The organism is Spirochaeta isovalerica (assembly GCF_014207565.1).
GTDB lineage: Bacteria > Spirochaetota > Spirochaetia > DSM-2461 > DSM-2461 > Spirochaeta_F > Spirochaeta_F isovalerica.
Genome location: NZ_JACHGJ010000002.1, coordinates 430,007 through 452,086 on the forward strand (window position 1 = coordinate 430,007; position 22,080 = coordinate 452,086).

Here is a 22,080-nt window from a genome sequence, read left to right on the forward strand (position 1 = left end):
TTTAAAATAACACCTGTTATTTTGTCAAAGGAAATCTTTATTTGAATTCAGCTGTCAACGAAGGCTTGTCCGCCCCGTCGGTATCCCGGAGGATGATTTTCTCGATCCAGCCTGTCCGTTTCAGATCTTCCTCAAGAAAAGGAAAGAGAATCCGGTCTTTTCCGTTAAGGCTGAACTCTGCTTCGGCAACCGGGGTTTTCAGTGAGACTCCCGCTTCCGATTTCCGGCTGTGGACTTCCCGCAAACAGGCGGCAGCCAGCTGAAACAGGGCAACTTCATCGGCCGATCTCTCTTCTCCCGCTGGCCAGTTTTCCCTGTGTATGCTGTTGCAGCCGGCTTCTCTGTCAGGTATCCGGTGCCACATCTCCTCCGTTATGAAAGGGAGAAAGGGAGCTAAAGCCTTAAGCAGTTTGATGAGAGATTCCCTCAGGGTGTAAACGGCTGAATAGTCCCCCTCTTTCGCACGGCCTTTTACAAGTTCAAGATAGGCATCACAGAAGGAATTCCAGAAAAATGATTCTATCTCCTCCAGAGCCCCGGAGAAGTTATAGGAGTCAAAATAACCCGTTGTCCTGAAGAGCATATTCTCCAGAGACGCTGCAAAGGAAAGATCCAGCTCCCTCATCGGCTGCCGGTCGGGCAGATTAAATGAGAAAACAAATTTAGCGGCATTGAAAATTTTCGTTACCAGTTTCCGGCCCGTTTTCAGAACCTGCTCGTCAAAAGCCGTATCCGTTCCCAATCTGGCGCCGGCGGCCCAGTACCTGATGCTGTCGGCTCCGTATCGATCGAACCACTCTTCGGGCGTTAGGACATTGCCTTTGCTCTTGGACATCTTTTTCCTGTCCCTGTCCAGAATCCAGCCGGAGATGAGAACATCCCGCCAGGGCAGGGAGTTTTCGTGAAGGAGGGACTTGGCTATGGTGTAAAAGGTCCAGGTCCGGATAATTTCGTGGGACTGGGGACGTATGGACAGCGGTATTTTTCCCCAGCCCGCACTGATCTGCGGTGTGAGGGAGCTGGTAAACCAGGTATCGAAAATGTCTTTTTCCGCCGCAAATCCTCCGGGCACATCCCTCTGCGATTCATGATACCCCTCAGGGCAGTCCGATGCGGGATCAACCGGGAGCGCCTCAACTTCGGGAAGGAGGGGAGAGCTGTAATCCGGCTGGCCATCTCTGTCGAGTCTGTACCAGGCGGGAATGGGCACGCCGAAATATCTCTGCCGACTGATGCACCAGTCGAATTTGAGATTTTCCGTCCAGTCCCGGTAGCGCTTGCCCATATGGGCAGGGTGCCACTTGAGGTCGTCCCCCGCCTTGAGAAGCATTTCCTTTTTATCGAGCAGAGATACAAACCACTGGCGGGATGAGAGTATTTCAAGAGGCCGCTTCCCCTTTTCGTAGTAGCGAACCGGATGAACAGTCTTAAGAGGATCGCCGGCTGTATAGTTGATTCCCTCTTCATTATCCTCAAGCAGATCGATAATGATCTTCCTTGCGGCCTTTACCGATTTTCCCGCCAGAACCTCCATGTGTTTCTTCGCTGATCCGGGATTCTCTGAAGGCCAGTTTTCCTCACCGAAGGGCGGAGCCGTCAGCGTCCCGTCGGAATGGATTATCTGTCTCAGAGGCAATTCCTCCCGTTTCCACCATTCCACATCCATAGAATCTCCGAAAGTACAAACCATCAGGATACCGGTTCCTTTTTCCGGATCGGCTTCAGGGCTGGGGAATATGGGCACGGGAACATGAAACAGAGGCGTCAGGGCCTGTTTACCGAAAAGATGTCTGTAGCGATCGTCGTCGGGATGGGCGGTTATCCCCACGCAGGCTGGAAGGAGTTCCGGTCTTGTCGTGGCGATTTTGATGGTTTCCCCCGATTCGGTGGTAAAATTGATGAAGTGATAGTAGCTCTCTTCTTCCCGATCTTCTATTTCCGCCTGAGCTACAGCCGTCTCAAAATCGATATCCCACATGACCGGTGCGGCGGTGCTGTATAAATGCCCTTTTCCGTAGAGATCGATAAAGCTGAACTGAGCGGCCTTCATGGAGTCGGCATCGATGGTTGAGTATTCCCGTTCCCATTCAACAGAAAGGCCGTTCCGCATCCACAGGTTTTTAAATACTCCCTCGTCCTCCGCAGTGAGGCGACGGCAGTGTTCTATGAAGTTTTTCCGGCTGATTTTTTCCGACCGCTTTTTCGCTGCTTTGCTCTCTGCTTTCTCAAAGGATAAGCCCTCTTCATAGGGGATGGAGGGATCGCACTGGATATTGAAGTAGTTCTGAACCCTCCTTTCGGTCGGCAGGCCGTTATCGTCCCATCCGATGGGGTAGAAAACATTTTTACCCCTCATCCGCTCGAAACGGCATATGATATCCGTGTGTGTGTAACTGAAAACATGGCCGATGTGGAGAGAGCCCGAAACCGTGGGAGGAGGAGTGTCGACGGAAAAGACGTCTCTGCTGCTGTTCTCATCAAATCGGTATGTTCCCTGTTCCTGCCAGAAACGGCTCCATTTTTCTTCTGCTGCTTTCGAATCAAAGTGTTTCATCTTTTCACTCCTTTAAAATTTTAATCTGTATACGGGCGCTATCGGTTGATTCCGGAAAATTTCCCGAAAAAAAAGACCTGCACCGGAAGTGCAGGTCTGTAATTGCTGAAATAGCCGTTTACAACGCAGCCGCCCTTTCCGGAATAATCCGAAGGTTGTTGACGAGGACGACGACTGTGACTTTTGCGTTAAGTAAACTATTCATTTGATTCTCAATGTAATAAGGAGAATGTAATTAATCAACCTCTGAGAATCTGTTTTTTTATCTATAGAGCTCAGGATTCTGATAATGCCAGAACAAGTCTTTCGATAAAAGGTTCCGTTGGAGCCAGTTCGTATCCACCGCTGTTTCTTCCTCCGCCGTTGGAGCCTGTGAGAATCCCGCGATCAAAATGCACTCTGTCATAGGACATCAGGGCTCCGGCTTCGGACAGTTCTTTGTAGAAAAAACCGTTGCGCGCGACTGTCACTCCATCGAGGAGACCGGCGCATCGGGCCAGGACGGCCTCTCCTGTACAGATCCCGCCGATAATGAGATGTTTATCCCATGCATCGGAAATGAATTTTCTCGTCAACTCCATTCGGCCGAGCAGTTCGTGATGACCTCCCGAGGGTATGATAAGGGCATCCCACTTTTTAAAATCGCCCGGAGGAAATTCTCCGATCACATAATCGGCTTCTACGGGCCGGGGTTCGCGGTTGGAACAGGATCTTATCACCTTGCCCGGTGCGACCGTCGCCACTTCGATCCCTCTTCGCTCCAGCCCTTCTTTCAGGTCGAAATAGTTATATCCAAAACCATCGGCTGCGAGAATCAAGACCCCCGGTGAGCCGCCGTCAAATAATCCGCGGCCCGGAAGCAGAGCCGTAAAGAACAAAAGAGCCAAAAGACCCGATATTCGTTTTTTCAATGTATCCCCCTTTTCCGTCATTTATTATAGACGGCGGAGCTCTGTTTCCGGTGCGAACTTTGGTTCGGCCCTGTGCCGCAGGCTCAATAACTGTCGAATAGAGATCGGATCCGGATCTGCTTTTCCAGATCTTCCGCCCTGTTTGAACCTTTTGCCATTGTAATCCTGCAGGGGATTCCGCTGTCCAGATGGAAGAAATTGTCACTCAGGACGGTGTCGATTGCCCCGAAATCGATCTCAACGTGAAGGGCCGGCCGGCGGGATACCACTTCGATTTCAAAGTCATCGTCTTTCTCGGTAATTGAGGCTTTTATTTCCGGCGCCAGCAGATTGAGATACTTGAAAGGGGCGAAATTGTGGAATTCCCTGTAAATCCGGCCGCTCCGGTCGGTATAGGTGACGCTCAGATAGACATCGCGGTCTTTTTGATCCATCGTATCGGAAGAGAAGTCCCTTTTCTCTATCATTCTGGTGGAAAAGGGGGAAACCGATGCCGGGCAGCTGCCCGAATCGAGCAGATCTCCTTTTAAGGAGAACAGTTTCCAGGAAACAGTCCCTTCGGTTTTCTCATTACCTTCGTTTGACAGATGAATTTCCACAGAGTGATCGTTTCCGTCGAGGGATAGAAGAACGTTGTCATAGGCTCTTTTTGCGCCGTAATGCAGGGCTTTCCATCTCCCGTAATAATCGATACTCGACCATGAGGCTACCGGCCAGTTGTCGTTCAGCTGCCAGTATGTCGACCCCATACAGCGCCCTCTGTTTCGTCGCCAGTGTTTGATTCCCGTGGTAATGGCTTCGAGCTGACTGATCTGCGAAATATAAACCAGAGAGGAGAAATCCCTGGGATATTTGAAGTATTTGGAAATGTAGTAGAGAATCCTCCCGTTGCCGTCGATGCATTTCTGGTGCTCTTCCATGACAGGTGAAAACACATTCCTGTCTTCCGGTTCGGAAAAACTCTCAAGGGTTTTCTCCGAGGGAAATGACTCGAAACCGAATTCCGACATGAAGCGGAAATAGTGATTTTTGAACTCGGAGAAATCTTTCGCTCCGTGCCAGACCTCCCAGAAATGACAGTCTCCGCGGTCAGGATCGTTGGGATCGACAAAATCCCCCCCCGATGACGGCGACGCCGGCCAGTAGAAGAGTTCCGGGCAAACCTCGGAAACGATGGAGGGGAAGATGAACTGGTACTGCTTCAGGTATTCGGTTCTCATCAGGCCTGTGGGGTTGATGCCCCAGTCTTCGAAGGCCATTTCCATTTCGTTGTTGCCGCAGATCAGGCCGAGAGAGGCATGGTGCCGGATTCTGATAAGATTGTCCTTCACTTCCTCTGTAATGTTGTTCAGAAAATGATCGTTGCTCACATCATAGGCGGCACAGGCGAACATCATATCCTCCCAGACGATCAGACCTTTTCGGTCGCAGAGATCGAAGAAGTCATCCGATGGGTAGACTCCGCCGCCCCAGACCCTGACGCAGTTGAAGTTGGCGGTCCGGCAGTCCTCCAGAAGCTGCTCCGTGGAGTAGGGGCCTTTGCGGTTGAGGTAGATATCCTCGGGGATGTAGTTCCCGCCTCTGGCGAAAAGAGAGACGCCGTTGCAGTTGAAGTTGAATGTCTCTCCCCACTGGTCTTTCTTCTGCTCTATGGTCAGGGTCCGAAGACCGATCTTCTGTGTCTGATCATCGATGACCCGGCCTTTCTCTTCCAGAAAGAAATCAAGCCGGTAGAGAGGCTGGTCTCCCAGGCCGTTGGGCCACCACAGACGGGGATTGGCAACTTCATATTCAGAGCCTTCGGAATCCACCTCGAACCCCGATGTTCTTCCGTCGGGAGAGGTTATCACCGCTCTTACAGTCAGAGAAGAGTCGGCGAACCGTTCGATTTCCGGTTTGATGAAAAGCCTCACTCCTCCCTCTCTATGGTTTTGCGTCACATGGACGGATTTCAGACGGGCCGAGTCATAGGAGACCAGTGTGATATCCCTCCATATCCCCACGTCGGGAACCATGGGACCCCAGTCCCAGCCGTAGCTGCAGTGGCTTTTGCGGATCATATTAAATCCCGGTACGGAAGTCAGGCCGCCGCCGTCCGCCGCATAGAGGTCCCGTCTCTCCTTCTCTTTCTTTATATATTCCAGGGAGTTTCGGAAGAGGATCGAGATTCTGTTTTCTCCCTGTTTCAGACAGGAGGCTACATTGAACCGCCATGTGCGGTGCATGTTGTCTGTAGACGCCACGTGCTTTCCGTTTATGCTGATTTCCCCCAGCGTATCCAGTCCTTCGGCAACCAGATGGATCTGTTCCGATTTCAGAAAATCCCCGCTGAGGGTAAAAGTGCGCTCCCAGAGGAAATCCCTGTCAGCTATCTGCAGAGCCTTGCGGTTGTTCTCTCTGTAAAAAAGACCCTCTCCAAGCTGTCCGTCTTCTTCAAGGGCATAAAAAAGAGATCCGGGCACTTCGCTTGTCAGGCTGTACTGTCCATCCTGTGACGTGATTTTCCATAGGCCGTTAAGGCTTTGCTTATGCATATTTCATCTCCATTCATTTGTCTGTTTATATTATTGATGGAATAAAATTGATAAATATAGGAAAAATATTGACATTTTATAGAACAGAATTGATATTTACTCTATGTCCATGAAGATTTTCGAGTGGAAGGATTACGGGAGAAAAGAATACCTGGTCCATTCCTACAATCTCGATTCCCCATACAGTTTCCCCCTTCACAGCCACCGCAATCACTGGGAGCTTGTCTATTGCGAAGAAGGACAGTTCCATCATCAGGTTAACGGGGAAATTTACAACCACAGCGAAGGGCGGCTCATGTTTATCCGGGAAGCTGACCGGCATTTGCTTAAAGGGCGGGATTTCCGGTACAGCAACATAGCTTTTTCCGGAGCCTGGATGGATACATTCCGCCGCATTGCCGGCGATGAACTTGTTCAAACGCTTATCAAGCCTGACAGAAGACCTCCTTATGCCGTTGTTCCGCAAACAGCCAGAAGGGACCTGGAAGGTCAGATCCGTGCGCTCAGAAGCTCGGGAAAAGGGGGCAGGGCGGACCTGAAATTCTCAAGATTTCTCCATTATGTTTTCGATAGCTTTTTTCTGCCCGAGTCCGGTGACGAACCCCTGGCGGATATTCCCCAATGGCTGAGAGATCTCATTCTCCATGTGAACGAAGAGGAAAACAGAATTCCTTCGGTCGAGGAACTGGTCGAGCTGTCTTGCCGATGCGCCGAACACGTGAGCCGGTCGTTCCGGAAATATATGGGTAAATCTCCTTCGGCCTATTTAAAAAATCTGAAGTTGAACCGGGCATCGGAACTCCTTTTGAGCACCAATTACCCGGTCAAGGAGATCTGTTATCTCTGCTCCTATGATAACGCCAATTATTTCCACCGCCAGTTCCGGGACACCTACGGCATGACGCCGCTTGAGTACAGGAGAAATCTGGGGCGCCGAATCCATTAAGCCGGAGTTTTACTTCTTAACCAGATTGTAAACTCCGTCCCAGTCGGCAGGCGGCGCTTTATGGCTGTACTGCTTACACCTCTTGATGAATACGTCTGAAGGGCCGTCATTGTGAATCAACTCGGTGACCATATGGAAAAACTCTTCCGCCTGGGCCCATTTTTTCGCGCGGAAAAACTCAAGCGCCTGATGATAGATCTCATAAGCCCGCAGCTGGTCTTCGCTCAGCTGCTTGCGGAATCCGCACAATTCGTAAATGGTGACAGGACGCTGTATTCCCACAACGCGCACTTTATCGAGCTCCCGGGTAACGAAAGCGTCGCCGATCTGCTTTTTCGTGGCTCCGCTGATCAGAATCTGCGTTCCGTACTGCTTGTTGACCCCTTCCAGACGGCTGGCGAGGTTAACATCGCTTCCCATAATGGTGTAGTCCATTTTTTTGCTCGTCCCCATATTCCCCACGACCATGGGACCGGTATTGATGCCGATTCTGGTGAGAATGGGCGAGGGGGTTATGTTCTGATCAATCAGTCTGATATTGAGACTCTTTTCCGCATCTCTCATCTTCAGGGCGGCCATGCAGGCTTTTTCAGCGTGGTTTGAAATCTGTAAAGGTGCACCGAAGAAGCTGATGATGGCGTCTCCCTCGTATTTATCGATGGTTCCCTTTTCCTCCATGATGATATCGCTCATTTCCGTCAGGTACAAATTGAGCAGGGATACCAGTTCGGTCGGAGTGAGCTTTTCGGAGATGGTGGAGAACCCTTTTATGTCTGTAAAGATGGCTGTCAATTCCCGTTCTTCCCCCCCGAGAGCCAACCGGCTGGGATCGTCGATCAGTTCGGTAATGACGTCGGTCGACAGATAGTGGCTGAAGGCGCCGCGGATGAATCCCTTTTCTCTGGATTCTCTGAAGAGGTTGAGGATAACAGTCGCCAGGAAGGCGCTGACGGTGGCAAGAATCGGCGGCAGAATGTTGATATAGGTTCCGCGGTAATAGAAATAAAGCGCGGGCAGCACGAAAGAAAGCATGGCCATCAGCAGTCCGGCGGCAACGCCGGGCCCGGGCTTGAGGCGGAAGACTATCAGAGTCGTCAGTACGGCTATGATCAGTGTGATGACAGCGCTGAGCCAGATGGGGATATCTCTGAGGAAATCTCTCTGAATGAGCGTATTGATAACTGAAGCGTAGAGACCCACATTCATGTACCCTTCTTCAAAGGGATTGACCCCGATATCGGTCGTTGAGGTTCCGGAATAGCCGAGAACGGAAATTGATCCGTCGATTGTTTCATCGAGATAGGACCTGAGAGACTGGAGCGAAGCCAGGATATTGCGGCTGGAGGAGAAAACCTCGGGTACGAAGTTTTTCAGATCTTCGACATAAATTCTCTGATCTTCCGAAAGGTCGGGATTCAGGCCGTAAACTTCGATGTCCTGGAGAATCATCTCCTCGCCGGTGCCGTTCAGTAAGGACGCCACCTCGCCCAGAAGATAATCGCGAGCCTCCCGGTAATCGGCTGCCGCCGTGCCGTCTCCCGCCTGGACAAACTGTTCCCGGTACGATTCCAGCTCTCTGTAATAATCCATGATATTGATGTCGCCGTCGTAATAGGGATATCCGAGGAGCCCTTCCTGCTCGATCAGCTTCAGATTGTAGAAGAGATCGTCCATTAAGAGGTCGTGGCGGTATAAATCATAAAAGGAGAGATGGCGGAAGCTTTCGATGTAGTTGGCTTTCGGCCAGTGTATGAACATTCTCCCGTCCTGGGTCAGAGGTATGGTAATCTCTTTGCCTTTGAGATGGAGAGATCTGCCGTCGGTAGCCATGGACGGGCGTCCCGACATATTCCAGTAGGTCATAAAACCCAGCTGGCCGTAATAGTTCTCTTTGTTCCGGTAGATGAGATCGACTCTTCTCCTGACCCCGTCGGGATCGATTTCCACGCGGGGGAAACCGGCCGTCGTCGATCGCGAGAGAATTTTCATTATAGAGGGTTTAATCTCAGCAGATTCGGAGAAGGGGTCGTATCCGTCGCCGTCTATCTCCAATTTGTCCTTGAAGGGAAAATTCTCTTCTGTATAGGACCGGAGTTCGTCCGTAATGGTCGGGTCCTCTTCATCCATCATATTGACAGTTGCCGTCACATTGCCGAAATAGCTGAGAGCCAGGCCCAGATATTCATCGTTGTCTCTGGCTATTTTCTGAACCTCTTCGTAAAGCCTGTCCTTTTCGCTGAGTGTGAATCTGGACAGTTCCCCGACTATCGGACCGGCTTCTTCAATGGGAAACCGCCCTTCGAGAAGAGAGTGGAACAGGCTTTCCTGGTTTACCTGGATATCGGAAAACGTCCGGTCGAACTCTTCGGGAATGTTCCGGTTCATGACATCCAGATTGATTCCCGCAGGGCTCCGGTCGACGAATTCTATATCCAGCACAGCCCAGAAGGGGTTGAATTCCTTCATGAGAATGATACCGTCGGCAAAGATGTCGCGGCTTAAAGGATACATATTGATATTGGTAATGGTTCTGTCGTCGACATCGACTATCAGAAGACGCTCGTCCTGATGGATTCCCGGACGGATGCGCAGCATAAGATCGTATAGTTTGCTGTCAAGGCCCCGGTAAAACTCCGTAAAAAGCAATCCCGAGAACAAAGCAGCTGATATGAGGGGGACAACGAGTGCTGTCAGTACTTTTTTCATATTTTTATCTTAAACCATAACAGTGCAAATAGCGGGATTTTTTTCCGCCGAATGTTTATTCTCTAAAAAATTGACCTGCCATTGGATGAATTCTATAATTCAATCAAATGGATTATTCGCCGCTTAAACCGATCCAGATAAGAATTCTCAATAAGCTATTGAAGGCATTTTTTTTCCTCTCTCTTCCCGTTTTGCTCTTTATTACCTATGAAGAGTTCAGTCTGGAGATCTATAGCCGGGTTCTCTTCATCTATCTGCCGCTAATGATCATTCTGGGCGTCATCGCCTTTATCAGGAAGCTGCCCAAAGCACTCAGATCCAATCTCTTTGTCTCTCTTATTATGCTTCTGGCTACTTCGGAACTCTATTACTGGGGATTTTCCAGTCTGGCTTTTTTCTTTTTTCTGGCGGCGGTTCTCTTTACCACCCTTCTGGAAAGCCCTTCTTCCGGCTGGACAAGTTTTATCGTCTCGTTTTTTCTCATAATGCTTTTCATGGTGTTGCACAACAATAAAATCATCGATGTCGATTCTCCCAATAGACCCGAATTATTAAAATGGAAGAACTGGATCGGTCCGGTTCTCAGTTATCTTATGATTCAGATTGCCGTCCTGATTACAGCGGAGTTTCTCATCAATAATCTTCTCAAGTCTCTGAGGACTAATGAAGCCAATACGAGGCAGCTTGAGAGAGAAAAAGAAGCACTGGAAAAGACGGCTTACATCGATACGGTCACAGGACTACCCAACAATAGAAAAATCTCTGCCGATATCGCCCGGTTTATGCAGGAGGAAGCCGATAATCCCTTAAGTGTAGATCAGATCCTCATCGAAATAAAAAACTTTGAAGACTATAATATCCGTTACGGCATCGATACGGGCAACAGTCTGCTTCAGGCCATTGGTGACCGGCTGGGAGAATTAAAGGGATGTTCGGTTTACCGGCTTCACGGAGCGGCTTTTCTCATCTGCTTTTTCAACAAAGATGAAGAAATCGATTATCCTTATATTTCAGGCACGCTATTAAAACCATATCCGGTGAACAAACAGTATTTCACCATTAATTTCGTCGGCGTTCACATTAACTATCCCCGGGATATATCCAACCCCGCCATGATGCTGTCATCGCTTATGATGAATCTGTACAATGATTACAAAATTCCCGTAAATACAATCGTTTCATATAATGAAAAACAGAACCGCAGGCTGAAGCGGGTAGCCAGCCTCAAGGAAAAACTGGCAAAAGCCCTGAAAAATGATGAAATCAGCATAATGATTCAGCCCCGTCTCAATGTTACAACGGGAAAGATAAGCGGCGGAGAATTGCTTATGCGATGGAACAACAGCACAGTCGGACCGGTTTCTCCCGTGGAATTCATACCAATTTCCGAAAAAGATGATCAGATATTTTATCTGACCCATTATCTGATGAAGGAAAGCCTGAAACTCGGGGATATTTTTGCTCCGGAAGCGGGAAACGACAGACCTTTTTCCATATCGGTCAATATTTCTCCCAGTATTATTCATGCGGAAAAACTCCATGATCTGATTCAGTATACGGAGAAAGCCGGTCCCGATTTCACTTATGAATTCGAATTGACGGAAGGCGTTTTCCTGGGTGTGGACGAGCGTGTAGCCGACGAACTGAAGCTGCTGCAATCCAGAGGGATCGCCGCTTCGGTTGATGATTTCGGTACCGGGTATTCCAATCTTGAGTATCTGCAGGATCTGAACATCAATGTTCTGAAGATCGACAAGAAGTTTATCGACGGCATCCCCGGCCGCGGGAAACAGCAGCATCTAGTCCGGGCGGTCATTCAAATGGCCCATGCCCTTAATCTTCTGACTGTAGCCGAAGGTGTTGAAACTCCCGAACAGTTCCTGTGGCTCCAGAAGGAGGGCATAGATGAAATTCAGGGGTTCGTTTTTTCAAAGCCGATTGAGCTTGTAGCGTTACAGGATTTTTACGATCATCACAATAAAAACAGATGGGCTTTTCTGGAGAAATAACAATAGTGGAATTTTTATTAATTTTCACTTCGGGCTTGTTTCCGTGTATCATTAGTGCATGTCCGATCTCATTTTTTTCAAAGAACTGATTTTCCTCTCCGAAGTGGGTTCCTGGTCCATCAATATGGAGACCGGAGAGGTCGACGGCTCCATCAGGTTCTGGGAACTTCTCGGCTATGAAAAAGGGGAGCTTGAGGAAACTCTTGATAATCTTAAAAAGATCCATTTTCCCAGCGATTGGGAAGAGGGATGGGAACTTATCTCCGAACATATAAAAGGACATTCTCCCTATTACAAATATGAAGTGCGGTATCTGAGAAAAGATAAATCCTGGCTTCCCTGCGAAGTCCGGGGGATCGTGAGCGAAAGAGATGAAGAGGGTAATCCTCTCCGTTTTATCGGATACATTCGCGACATCAGCAGCGAAGTCGCTTTGAGAAAAGAAATCGCTGCTTACCGGGAAAGGGATTTAGACAGAAGGGAAGAACTGGAAACAGCAAAGCAGACAATCAGCGAGCTGGAAGGAATCGTCCCCATCTGCTCATCCTGCAAAAGCATCCGCAATGACGAAGGGTACTGGAAAGAACTGGAAGCCTATATAGAATCCCATTCCCAGGCCGTGTTCTCCCACGGCCTCTGCGACAGCTGCAGCGAAAAGCTCTATAAAGATAAGGGCTGGTTCCAGAAGTTCAAGAAAAGGCTTGAAGAAGATAAAGGTTAAGACCGTTCTTCCGGTTTTTTTGCTGAAATTAGGATAAATTGTAATTAATTATACTTTTTATTTGATTTGGAAAAGTTTTTGCCTGATAGTATTGTATTGTGACATTAGGAGGGGCATATGAAAAAAGGACTCATTAAGTCTTTAATACTGATGATATTCCTGTCTTCCTGTTCCGGATTGCTCTGGGACGTCCGTGAAGGCGGAGATCTGACTTTATCGATATCCAATCCCTTTTACCAGCCGGGGCGTTCCGCTTCGAGCCGCGCGCTGGCATTGCAGGGACAGTATATTTACATTGAACTGGCATTGATTAATGATCAGGCGGCGTATGATGCGGATTCGGCGAAGGCTGTGACCGGAAACGGGACCTGGGTTGAGACTGCCTGGGGCGGTCATGCAATTGTGACTTTGAGTCTGGATTTGTCTACTTTGGATGAAACGATTGAGGCCACATTTGTGGATGTGCCCAGGGATCAGGAATTAAATGCAAGGGCATTTCTGGAAGAAAATGAAACTATTTTTACTGCTGGAATTCAAGGCGGATATAATACTGATATGGATTATGATGAAATCCTCGATTATGCTATCTGCCAGACATTTATTCCAGCTGGAGGAACATATGCTGAAGCTCAGTGGATTCCTGTCTCGACTGATGAATTAAATGACAACTTCTTGGTACTTCCAATCAGACCTTATGATTTTACAAATAACCAATTATATTCTGTAGATACGGGAGAAGTTTCCTCTAATACCGCTTCCTATATAGATTCTAGTACTCCTTTTCTGGAAGTGTCTGAACCAGAGCCAGGCAAGACTGCATTTAATGCCTTTGACGCATATTTGGAGTATGATTATTTAAGAGATATTGCTCTTTTTGTAGCTGTAGAAGCTAGTTTTACAGTCCCTACAATACTTCCTGGGTATGTAATGATGTATGATGAATTGGGAAATCCAGTAGATACAATATTTGGAGATGCATTTCCAGGTAATTTAGTTACTGAATATAGGTCTTTTATGATTGGTTATCCAGATGTTGATGATAGTTATGTAATGAGTGAATATTTTATTGGTTCGACGGTTTTTCCTACAGCTGTTGAAATGTCATGGACTTACTTTCCCTCAGGTTCATATGATGTGTCTTATGGTTTGTTGATTGATATAAGTCCAGAAGCACAACATACAACAAACAGTCCTTACAATTTAGTGATTAATTGGAATCCCGTTTCTGGATTAGAAGTGGATGAGTTAGAGTTTAAAATACTACATCTTGTTGGATCATCTAGTTTAATAGGAAGTGATATCGATACTATTTCTAAAATTAATGCTCTTAGTCCAACACTTGTTTCTGATTGGGCAACGTATACTGCACTAACTTACACTGATAGTAATATCGGTGCTTCAGATTCAGTAAATGATTGGGTTATTATTCTTGGAAGAGCATCGTCAAATAGTCAATCATTTATATACGCCAGAACTCAAATTTGGGATAACTCTATCTAGATAAGGAAAAAACATGTGAAAAAATCGTTCTTTATTCATTTATACTTATTCATCTCTTTGATCTTGTTAACCGCCCAATCCAACGAAACTCTCGACAACTACCTCAACAGGGAAAAAGCCGATTTCGCCACTACAATCCTTCTCATCTATCAGGCGGCGGGAGTTCTGGGTGATGAAGCCACAGGGCAGATTGCCATGGAGTATCTCGGCGAAACCCCGATCGGGAAAAGATATATCGAACAGGATGGCGATGCTCCCATCGAATACAGGCAGTACGCCCATATTGTAATGGATGCTATGGATCTGCCAGGAGGATTATTATACTCCATCACCTGGCTTCCCCGCTATGCGGCCAGAGAATTGACCTACCGGCGATGGATGCCGGGCAAACCGCTTCCCGGTGCAGAGCTGACTCCCTGGGAAGTTATGACTTCCCTTTCCCAGATTCTGGCGTGGACGGAGGATAACCGATGAAGAAACTCTTAATTATTGCAACTGCTTTTTCTCTTTTCACCGGTTCTCTCAGTGCCGTTGATTTCGACTGGGGCGGCGTTCTTCAGAACTCGACTGACGGTTCGAGCATTAATGACCTGCATGTTACTGAGGTGGTCAGCCTTTCTCTCTGGGGGGAGCTTCAGGTCTCTCCTATGCTGAATTTTAAAGCATCGGGCGGTTATCGCTTCAAATACGACGGCAGCGCCGATGAGCCTGTCGATCATATTCCCGAATTCGGTGCCCTTTACGGTTACGGTTCCAATAGTCTTATAAACTGGAAAGCGGGTCGTTTTTCCATAAGCGATATGAATAAAAACCTGTTCAGCACCTTATGGGACGGGGCGCAGTTCGGTCTCCGTACAGATAAATTCCGAATTGAGTCGGGTATCGGTTTTACCAGGCTCATTTTTAATGATAACAGTAATATTCAGATGACTGCACTCGATGTTGAACTGGCCGGTTCGGGAAACTTTCTGGCCTCTCCCAGAATGGCTGAGTACGTGGAAGCGGCTTTCTATATTCTTCCCGGCGACGGGGCACTGACTGCGGCTTTTCTGGCTCAGCAGGATTTCAGGGGCATTTTCAGCCCCGACATTCTGACAACGGGTGATGGTCTTCTACATTCCTTCTATCTCAATGTGGGGTTGAAAGGGCGAATCGGCTCTATGCTCTTCTATAATTTATACGGGACCGGCGAAGCGGGAATCTATAATATGGCTGAAGATGATGCTTCGCTCACTCTTCTGGCCGGAGCGGCAGGGCTGAAACTGACTCTACCGCTGAATGTTTTCCTCAAACCACTTATTACAACGGATCTTTTCTATGCTTCCGGCGGAACCTGGGAGGAAAGAGGGGATTATGAAGGATCGGATATCGATCCGGCAGGAGACACGCTCAACCGCTATACATCTTTCTCCATGAATAATGTCGGTTATGTTTACAGCATCGGTCGGGGGAATCTGTTCTATGGCGATGTCAAAGTTGCCATTACTCCCTTATCATTTCTCTCCGTCTCACTGGGAAGCCTGACGCTTTTCAGGTCTGTTGACGGTCCGGTTTCCGCTCTTCCTGTAACGGAAGCCAATGCGTCCTCTTCTCTTTTCCTGGGTGAGGAGATAACCCTTGCCGTTAATATCAAACCCCTGTCCGATCTGGGATTCCAGGTGAAGGGGGGGGTATTCATTCCCAATGAAAATGTTGTGGATAATGGAGTCCAATACAAATTCGGCGGCTATTTCTCTCTGAGTTTCTAGGCGCTGAAGGAGGTTTATTTTGAAAAAGACGATTTTTGCTTTAATTCTAATATTTGCCCTGTCCCTCTGCCTTGCGGCTCAGGAAGTGACGGTCCGGGAAGTGAGCGGGCGGGTCGAAATCCAGCTTGCCGGCCAGAGTTGGAAAACGCTTTCCAAAGGGGATGTGGTCCCCGTCGCGGCGACCATTTCCACAGGATTCCAGTCCCGGGCTGTTCTGCTTTCGCCCCGTGCTACGATTGTGGTACAGCCGCTGACCAGGCTGACGATTGATCAGCTTCAGGATGAGGGGGCCAGTAATCAGACCAGTCTATCTCTTCGAACGGGTAGGATAACAGCCGCCGTTAAGAAGAATGAAACGGAGCCGACTAGGTTCCAGGTAAGGAGTCCCATTGCCACGGCGGCTGTCAGGGGAACCGAGTTTACTTTCAACGGTTTTCAGCTTCAGGTTACCGACGGCCTGGTAGCATTCAGCAGCGACGGAGGGCGGATCGTTACCGTTCCGGTAGGGGCTTCTTCGGAAATGCAGGACGGCGGTATTCCCCAGGAAGTTGTGGATGCTATTGTCGAAGCTGTTTCTGTCGACCCTTCCGCCGCCATCGATACGATTATCCCTTTGCTTGATAATCTGGGATTCATCGACTTCAGCATTGATGACCTGATTGTTACTATCCAGTAATAGATATTATGATTTCAAATAGCCTCTGCGGAAAAACCGCAGAGGCTATTTTTTTCACTATTCAAAAATAAATAGTTTACTCTTGTAATATGAACAAAGCGGATTTAAGCTGATATACGGGATCACTCACATATGTATGATAATAAGATAATAAGCTGACGAATTGCGTTGATTTGGCAATACACATGTATTGGACATGATTTACATACAAAGGAGTGTTTAGTGAAAATTAAAAAAGTGTTAATGGTTTTACTTGCAAGTCTCTTTGTTCTCTCGGGTTGTCAGAATCCGATAGATCTCGAACCGCCGGAGGGAACATCCGCTCTGGTCATCACCCTCAATGAGAACGTTTCCCGAACTCTACTCCCGGATATCGATATGGATATCGCGGAGTACAGAGTTTTCGGAGAAGGTCCCGACGGAGAATCTTTTGATGTGACAACATCGGAAGAAGTTCTGGTTCTCGATGAATTGGCCTTCGGCGACTGGACGGTGACTGTTACCGGTAAAAATGCTGAAGGTTTTGCCATCGGTTCCGGTAGCGGAGAAGCTTCCCTTCATACCGGCGAAACAACGGCCCTCTCCGTCACAGTGATCCCCTTTGACGGATTCGGAACATTGAATCTCACAGTTAACTGGCCTGCGGGAGATCTTGAAATCCCCACGGTTAATGCCGTTCTGACGCCTGCCCTGGGAGAACCGGTGTCTCTGGACTTTCTTATTTCCGGAGACAGTGCGACCTTCTCCAGCGATGCTGTCGCCGACGGTTACTACAGCCTTTCCCTTGAGCTTCTGGATAACGGAATCAACACGATGGGAACAGTCGAAGTGGTCCGGATTGTCAAAGACGGAGTTACGGAAGGCGTCTTCGATTACGATGAGGTCAATCAGCCAGGCGGAACTCTTGATTTCACCATCGACCAGCAGATGAATAATCCCATCGAGGTTTCCATTCTCGATGCTCTCGATTCTTTCGGAGAGACGGCGTCCATGACCGTATCGGCTTCCGCACCTGCTGAAACGGAAAATCTGGTTTATTTCTGGTTTGTTAACGGCCAGCCCTATGCAACAGGAGAAAGCTGCACTGTTGAAGGTCTCGACAAAGGAATCTATAACCTCGACCTCCTGGCATTTACCGTTGACGGTATGCGCGGCGGGTCAACCGGGGTTACTTTCCGGGTAACGGAACTGGATCTCTCTCCCTATATGCAGATTCATACTGTACAGGGTGCCGGCCATACGTCTCCCTATGCGGGACAGACTGTAGAAAACCTGATCGGTGTGGTAACGGCAAAAGACAGCCGGAGCTTCTGGATGCAGAGCCCGGTTCCCGATAATGATGATGCCACGTCGGAAGGTATACTTGTCTACACCAATCCCTCGGCTCTCGAAGTAGGGGACCTGGTCGTCGTGGATGGTACGGTTAAAGAATACGGTTATTCAAATGAGTTGAAACTGACCGAAATTACCTATCCCACAATAAAAGAAGTTATCCAGAGCAATTATCCTCTGCCCGCGCCGGTTATTCTCGGTCTCGGCGGAAGAGTGCTGCCCAACGAAATCATCTGCAACGATGCGACAGTTGATGTTTACGATAGCGTTTTCGATCCCGAAGAAGACGGCATCGATTTTTACGAGAGTATTGAATCCATGCTTGTTCAGATAAACGATGCCCTTGTCGTCGCCGGTGATAAGTATGGAGAAATTCCCGTTCTGGCCGATAACGGCGCCACAGCCCCTGCTTATACAAAGAATGCCAGAGGCGGAGTTACCATCAGCGCGGACAATTACAATCCCAATCTGGTCTCTATCGATGCCGATGCCTACATTCTGGGATTGCCCGCACCCGTCGCCAATACGGGAGACCGTTTCAGCGGTCCTGTTCAGGGTGTTATCGGTTATTCCTATGGCAAGTTCCTTGTTCTCCCTACAGTTCTTCCCGATCTTATCAGCGGAACTCTTGAGCCGGAGACATCGGATCTCACGGGAACAGAAGAAGGACTGACCGTAGCGGCTTTCAATGTGGAAAACTTCCCCAGAGATGATGATGGAATGAGTGCTGCGGAGATACAGGAAAAGATCGATCATACCGCTGAAATCGTTGTGGATGCTCTTAACAGCCCCGATATTCTGGTTCTGGAAGAAGTGACTGACGATTCCTATTCGGTAAACGACGGTGTTGTTTCTGCCGATGCGAACTTTACAGCCCTGGTTAACGCTATCGCTGCAGCAGGCGGACCGGCGACTTACGACTATCGCCAGATCGACCCCGTCAACAATGATGAGGGGGGATGGACCGGTGCCAATATCCGCGTGGGATTCCTCTTCAATACAGCCAGGGTTTCTTTTGAGGACATCGGAAGCGGCGATGCCGTAACTGATACTCAGGTTCTGACAACAGACGGACAGGCTGATATTTCTCTCAGTCCCGGACGGATCAGCGTCGATTCCTTTGCGGGAAGCCGGCGTCCTCTTATCGGGAAATTCAACTTTGCCGGCGAAACGGTTTTTGTTATTGCCAACCACTTCAATTCAAAGGGCGGTGATACGACTCTCTTCGGCGAAGCCCAGCCTCCCGTTCTCGGTTCCGAAGCGGAAAGACTGGTTCAGGCAGCGGCTATCAATGATTTCGTCGATCAGATCCTGGCGGTTCAGTCCGATGCCAACATCGTTGTGGCCGGCGACCTGAACGACTTCCAGTTTTCCGCTCCTCTTCAGACTCTGAAAGGCGGTGTTCTGATTAATCTGACGGAAGAACTTCTTCCTGCGGAAGAGCAGTATTCCTACAACTACAACGGAAACAGCCAGCAGCTGGACCACATTCTGGTTTCTCCCGCTCTGTTCAACAGCGCCGCTCAGGTGGATATTGTCCACCGGAACTCCGAGTTCAGCAGCCAGACCAGACACAGCGATCACGATCCTGTTCTGGCCTATGTGGTTCCGGGATATGATGGCGGTTCGGGGCCTTCCGGTTCGATCGAGGGACTTATTTTCTCCGATTACGGAGAGGGTGGTTCTAATAACAAATATCTGGAAGTCTACAACGCCGGTACAGACGATGTGAATCTCGATTCTGTATTTATGCTGCTCTGTTCAAACGGGAAAGCCCTGGCGGAAGGAACTGTCAATGCCTTTCCTGCCGGTTGGGTTCTTTCTTCCGGAGAACTGGTGGGCGTCTATAACAGCTCGGCTGTGGAAGCCATTACCGGTAAAATGTCCGCTGAAAGTTCATTCAACAGCGGGGCTACCTTCTTTAACGGGAATGATGTTATTGTGCTGATCGAGGATGTGAATGGAAACGGATCCTACGAGGACGGTACAGACGCGGTCCTTGATGCCATAGGCATTCCCGGAGATGATTCCTATTTCGGTTCAAATCTCGGATTGATGCGAAATCACGATGTGACAACCGGAAGCTCTGTCTTTGATATAAGCCAATGGACTGAGTACTCTCAGGCCGATGTGGATGCCGCGACATATTACGGCGTTTACTGATTAATGATTTTCTGAATACAATTGGCGGCAGTAAAGCTGATAGCTTACTGCCGCTCCCTCCGGATCATATGCCGCTGTCCTATGAAAGGGAAGATTTTTTAAGTTCCCGGCAGCACAATCCTGAAACAGGCTCCGCCGTCAAACCGGTCGATCACTTCAATAGATCCACGCAGTTTATAGCTCACCAGATTGTGAACGATAAAAAGCCCCAGTCCGGGATTCTGGTTTCCCCCTTTGGTTGAGAAAAAGGGGTCGAATATCTTGCCTCGGATTTCGTGTGGGATGCCCGGGCCGTCGTCATAATAATCAATGATGGTTTCGGTTCCTTTTCTGGAGACCTCTACGGATATAAGGGAATGGCTAGTCTCCGATTCGCTGTGCCTGACGCTGTTTTCTACCAAAATGGAAAGTATCTGCGATAGCACGCCGGGAAAAACTTCAATTGAAAAAGAATCTCCGCTGATCACTTTTACTGAAATTCTGTTGTTCCATAGTGCCCGGAAACTGTTCATCTGCTCTCTCAGATATAAATCGACAACAATGGTCCCTTTCTCTCCGCTGATATTCTCAACGGCAACGTCTTTAAAGGTGGAGACGAGATCGGCCACTCTTTTGAGATTCTGGGTAACGATGGGCAGGCTTTTGTCCAGTGCCATGACGAGAGCCCGGCCGGCTTTTTCCTTGTCGGAATCTTTCGGGTTTCTGTACCCTTCGTAACAGCTTTCGAGGTAACTTACCGCCGTAATGGCAACGCCGAGAGGTGTATTGAGTTGATGGGCAATCCCTCCGGTCAGATTGCTCAGGGCGGCGATTTTTTCCGATTGGACAAGAAGGTTTCTTGTCGCGTTGAGGTTTTCCACGGTTGTGGATAGCTGATCGTTGCTTTTTTTCAGATCGTTGCTCTGTTCATGAAGCGAGCTGAGAAGGCGGTTTTCCTTGAAGTAGGAGCCCAGAATGTACATTAGCGTTTCGTACATATCTCCGTCGCCGGTTCCTTTTTCCACAATAACGAAACCGAAATTGGCAGCTCTTGAAAAAAGAGGCAGAACAATAAAGGTAAAGCGGTTTTCCCTTGGGATGCCCGGTCTGTATTTTATATCTCCCAGAGTCAGAACCTTTTCGGACGGCTTGTCCAACGAACCGTTGCTGTAGGAATAATACTCGAAGAGACTTTTCTCCTCCTGATTATTGAAGAGATAGATTTTACACAAAGGGATGGAAGAGCGGGTTAGAAAATCGGAAAATACGGAATTAAAGTTTTCCCGGTTCGTAAGATAATCCGGCGAGGCTTTCAGGTAAGCCCTCAGAGAATTGACGAGCTGGATATTCCGCATCTTCTCCCCCAGACTGGATGCGAGGTTTTCCACTTTGTGCCTATTGGATTCATTCAGTTCAAAAGTGCAGCCGCATGACTCCCGGATCAGAATCCTGCCTCTGAAATCTCTATCCGGCTGCTCTGAGTCTCCGTCGATCCTGGCAATAATGGCTCTGACTCCTTCTCTGCCAATCTCCCGGAAAGGGGCGTGGACAGTCGTTAGATAGGGATGATAGTATAGGGAATTGGGAGTGTCATCATAGGAACAGAGTGCCAGATCTTCAGGAATCCGGATCCCGATCCTGTTCATGGCATCAATGAACTGTCTGGCACGGGTATCGTTAAAAACTGCGACGCCCTGCAATTCTTCTTTTATTCCTTCATACCACTCGATGAGTCCGCGGATTTCCAATTCCTCATCGTAGGAATGCTTTGTCTCAAATACGAAATCCTGCCTGAAGGGGATGTCCGATTCTTCCAGGGCATCTTTGTAGGCACGAAAGCGGTCATTGCCCAGCATATGCTGTCTTTCGCCGGAAATATATCCGATGGCAGATAGTTTGTGATCCTTTATCAGATGGTTCACCAGTTCTTTCATGGGGTGATAGGAGTCTGCGAAGATATGGTCATATCCTTCGTGGCGGCAGTCGAGGAGAACGACGGGAACAGGATCAAAAGTTCTTATGAATCCGTCCAGTCTTTCCTGTGATACGAGTTCGCTCAAGCCGGCTGTCCAGATTATCAGACCGTCTATATTCCTGTCATCGACAAGGCTGTACAGGACATTGCGGGATGATTCGCGCACATCTCTGCTGTCGAGCCGGCCTCCGGGAAGAATGACCAGGTTGATATCCTCATCGCGGCATGCTTCGATAATACCGGCAATCTGGACATCTTCCCAGGGAAGATGGAGTGATGGAATTATGAGGCCGATGGTTCTCCTGTTCATATCTATATTGTAGAGT

13 protein-coding genes are annotated in these 22,080 nt (G+C 48.6%); 8 read left to right on the forward strand and 5 right to left on the reverse strand.

Annotated elements, in window-relative coordinates; all coding sequences use genetic code 11:
• Positions 1 to 37: 37 nt before the first annotated feature.
• The 3 genes from valS to HNR50_RS06880 all read right to left on the reverse strand — a co-directional run bounded on the left by valS (position 38) and on the right by HNR50_RS06880 (position 5,999).
• Entirely contained in the window at positions 38 to 2,554 is a 2,517-nt protein-coding gene (gene valS, locus HNR50_RS06870) for a valine--tRNA ligase (RefSeq protein WP_184745210.1), read from the reverse strand.
• Between the two features lie 275 nt (positions 2,555 to 2,829).
• On the reverse strand, positions 2,830 to 3,465 hold the full coding sequence (locus tag HNR50_RS06875) for a DJ-1/PfpI family protein (protein ID WP_184745212.1): 636 nt from the start codon (positions 3,463 to 3,465) through the stop codon (positions 2,830 to 2,832).
• Positions 3,466 to 3,548: 83 nt separating this feature from the next.
• Positions 3,549 to 5,999 (reverse strand): beta-mannosidase, encoded by a 2,451-nt coding sequence (locus HNR50_RS06880; RefSeq protein WP_184745214.1) that lies wholly within the window; start codon positions 5,997 to 5,999, stop codon positions 3,549 to 3,551.
• Positions 6,000 to 6,102: 103 nt separating this feature from the next.
• Here HNR50_RS06880 and HNR50_RS06885 point away from each other — a divergent pair, with 103 nt between their 5' ends.
• Positions 6,103 to 6,945, forward strand: a complete 843-nt coding sequence (locus tag HNR50_RS06885) for a helix-turn-helix transcriptional regulator (protein ID WP_184745216.1) — start codon at positions 6,103 to 6,105, stop codon at positions 6,943 to 6,945.
• Between the two features lie 9 nt (positions 6,946 to 6,954).
• Here HNR50_RS06885 and HNR50_RS06890 read toward each other — a convergent pair whose 3' ends face one another.
• Positions 6,955 to 9,651, reverse strand: a complete 2,697-nt coding sequence (locus tag HNR50_RS06890; protein ID WP_184745218.1) for an adenylate/guanylate cyclase domain-containing protein — start codon at positions 9,649 to 9,651, stop codon at positions 6,955 to 6,957.
• A 107-nt stretch (positions 9,652 to 9,758) separates the two neighbouring features.
• On the opposite strand from HNR50_RS06890, the gene HNR50_RS06895 reads away from it, so the two are divergent.
• The 7 genes from HNR50_RS06895 to HNR50_RS22705 all read left to right on the forward strand — a co-directional run bounded on the left by HNR50_RS06895 (position 9,759) and on the right by HNR50_RS22705 (position 19,800).
• Complete coding sequence (locus HNR50_RS06895) at positions 9,759 to 11,660, forward strand: bifunctional diguanylate cyclase/phosphodiesterase (RefSeq protein ID WP_184745220.1); 1,902 nt, start codon at positions 9,759 to 9,761, stop codon at positions 11,658 to 11,660.
• A gap of 58 nt (positions 11,661 to 11,718) precedes the next feature.
• The gene (locus HNR50_RS06900) at positions 11,719 to 12,381 is read left to right on the forward strand and encodes a PAS domain-containing protein (RefSeq protein ID WP_184745222.1); all 663 of its coding nucleotides are present in this window, start codon (positions 11,719 to 11,721) and stop codon (positions 12,379 to 12,381) included.
• A gap of 117 nt (positions 12,382 to 12,498) precedes the next feature.
• The gene (locus HNR50_RS06905) at positions 12,499 to 13,881 is read left to right on the forward strand and encodes a hypothetical protein (RefSeq protein ID WP_184745224.1); all 1,383 of its coding nucleotides are present in this window, start codon (positions 12,499 to 12,501) and stop codon (positions 13,879 to 13,881) included.
• Between the two features lie 57 nt (positions 13,882 to 13,938).
• Complete coding sequence (locus HNR50_RS06910) at positions 13,939 to 14,355, forward strand: hypothetical protein (protein WP_184745226.1); 417 nt, start codon at positions 13,939 to 13,941, stop codon at positions 14,353 to 14,355.
• Positions 14,352 to 15,629, forward strand: a complete 1,278-nt coding sequence (locus tag HNR50_RS06915) for a hypothetical protein (RefSeq protein ID WP_184745228.1) — start codon at positions 14,352 to 14,354, stop codon at positions 15,627 to 15,629. The genes HNR50_RS06910 and HNR50_RS06915 overlap by 4 nt, the downstream gene beginning before the upstream one ends.
• 19 nt (positions 15,630 to 15,648) lie before the next feature.
• Positions 15,649 to 16,305 (forward strand): FecR family protein, encoded by a 657-nt coding sequence (locus HNR50_RS06920; RefSeq protein ID WP_184745230.1) that lies wholly within the window; start codon positions 15,649 to 15,651, stop codon positions 16,303 to 16,305.
• Positions 16,306 to 16,527: 222 nt separating this feature from the next.
• Entirely contained in the window at positions 16,528 to 19,800 is a 3,273-nt protein-coding gene (locus HNR50_RS22705; protein WP_184745232.1) for an endonuclease/exonuclease/phosphatase family protein, read from the forward strand.
• Between the two features lie 98 nt (positions 19,801 to 19,898).
• Here the strand turns inward: HNR50_RS22705 and HNR50_RS06930 are convergent, their stop codons facing one another.
• On the reverse strand, positions 19,899 to 22,064 hold the full coding sequence (locus tag HNR50_RS06930; protein ID WP_184745234.1) for a substrate-binding domain-containing protein: 2,166 nt from the start codon (positions 22,062 to 22,064) through the stop codon (positions 19,899 to 19,901).
• Between the last annotated feature and the right edge of the window lie 16 nt (positions 22,065 to 22,080).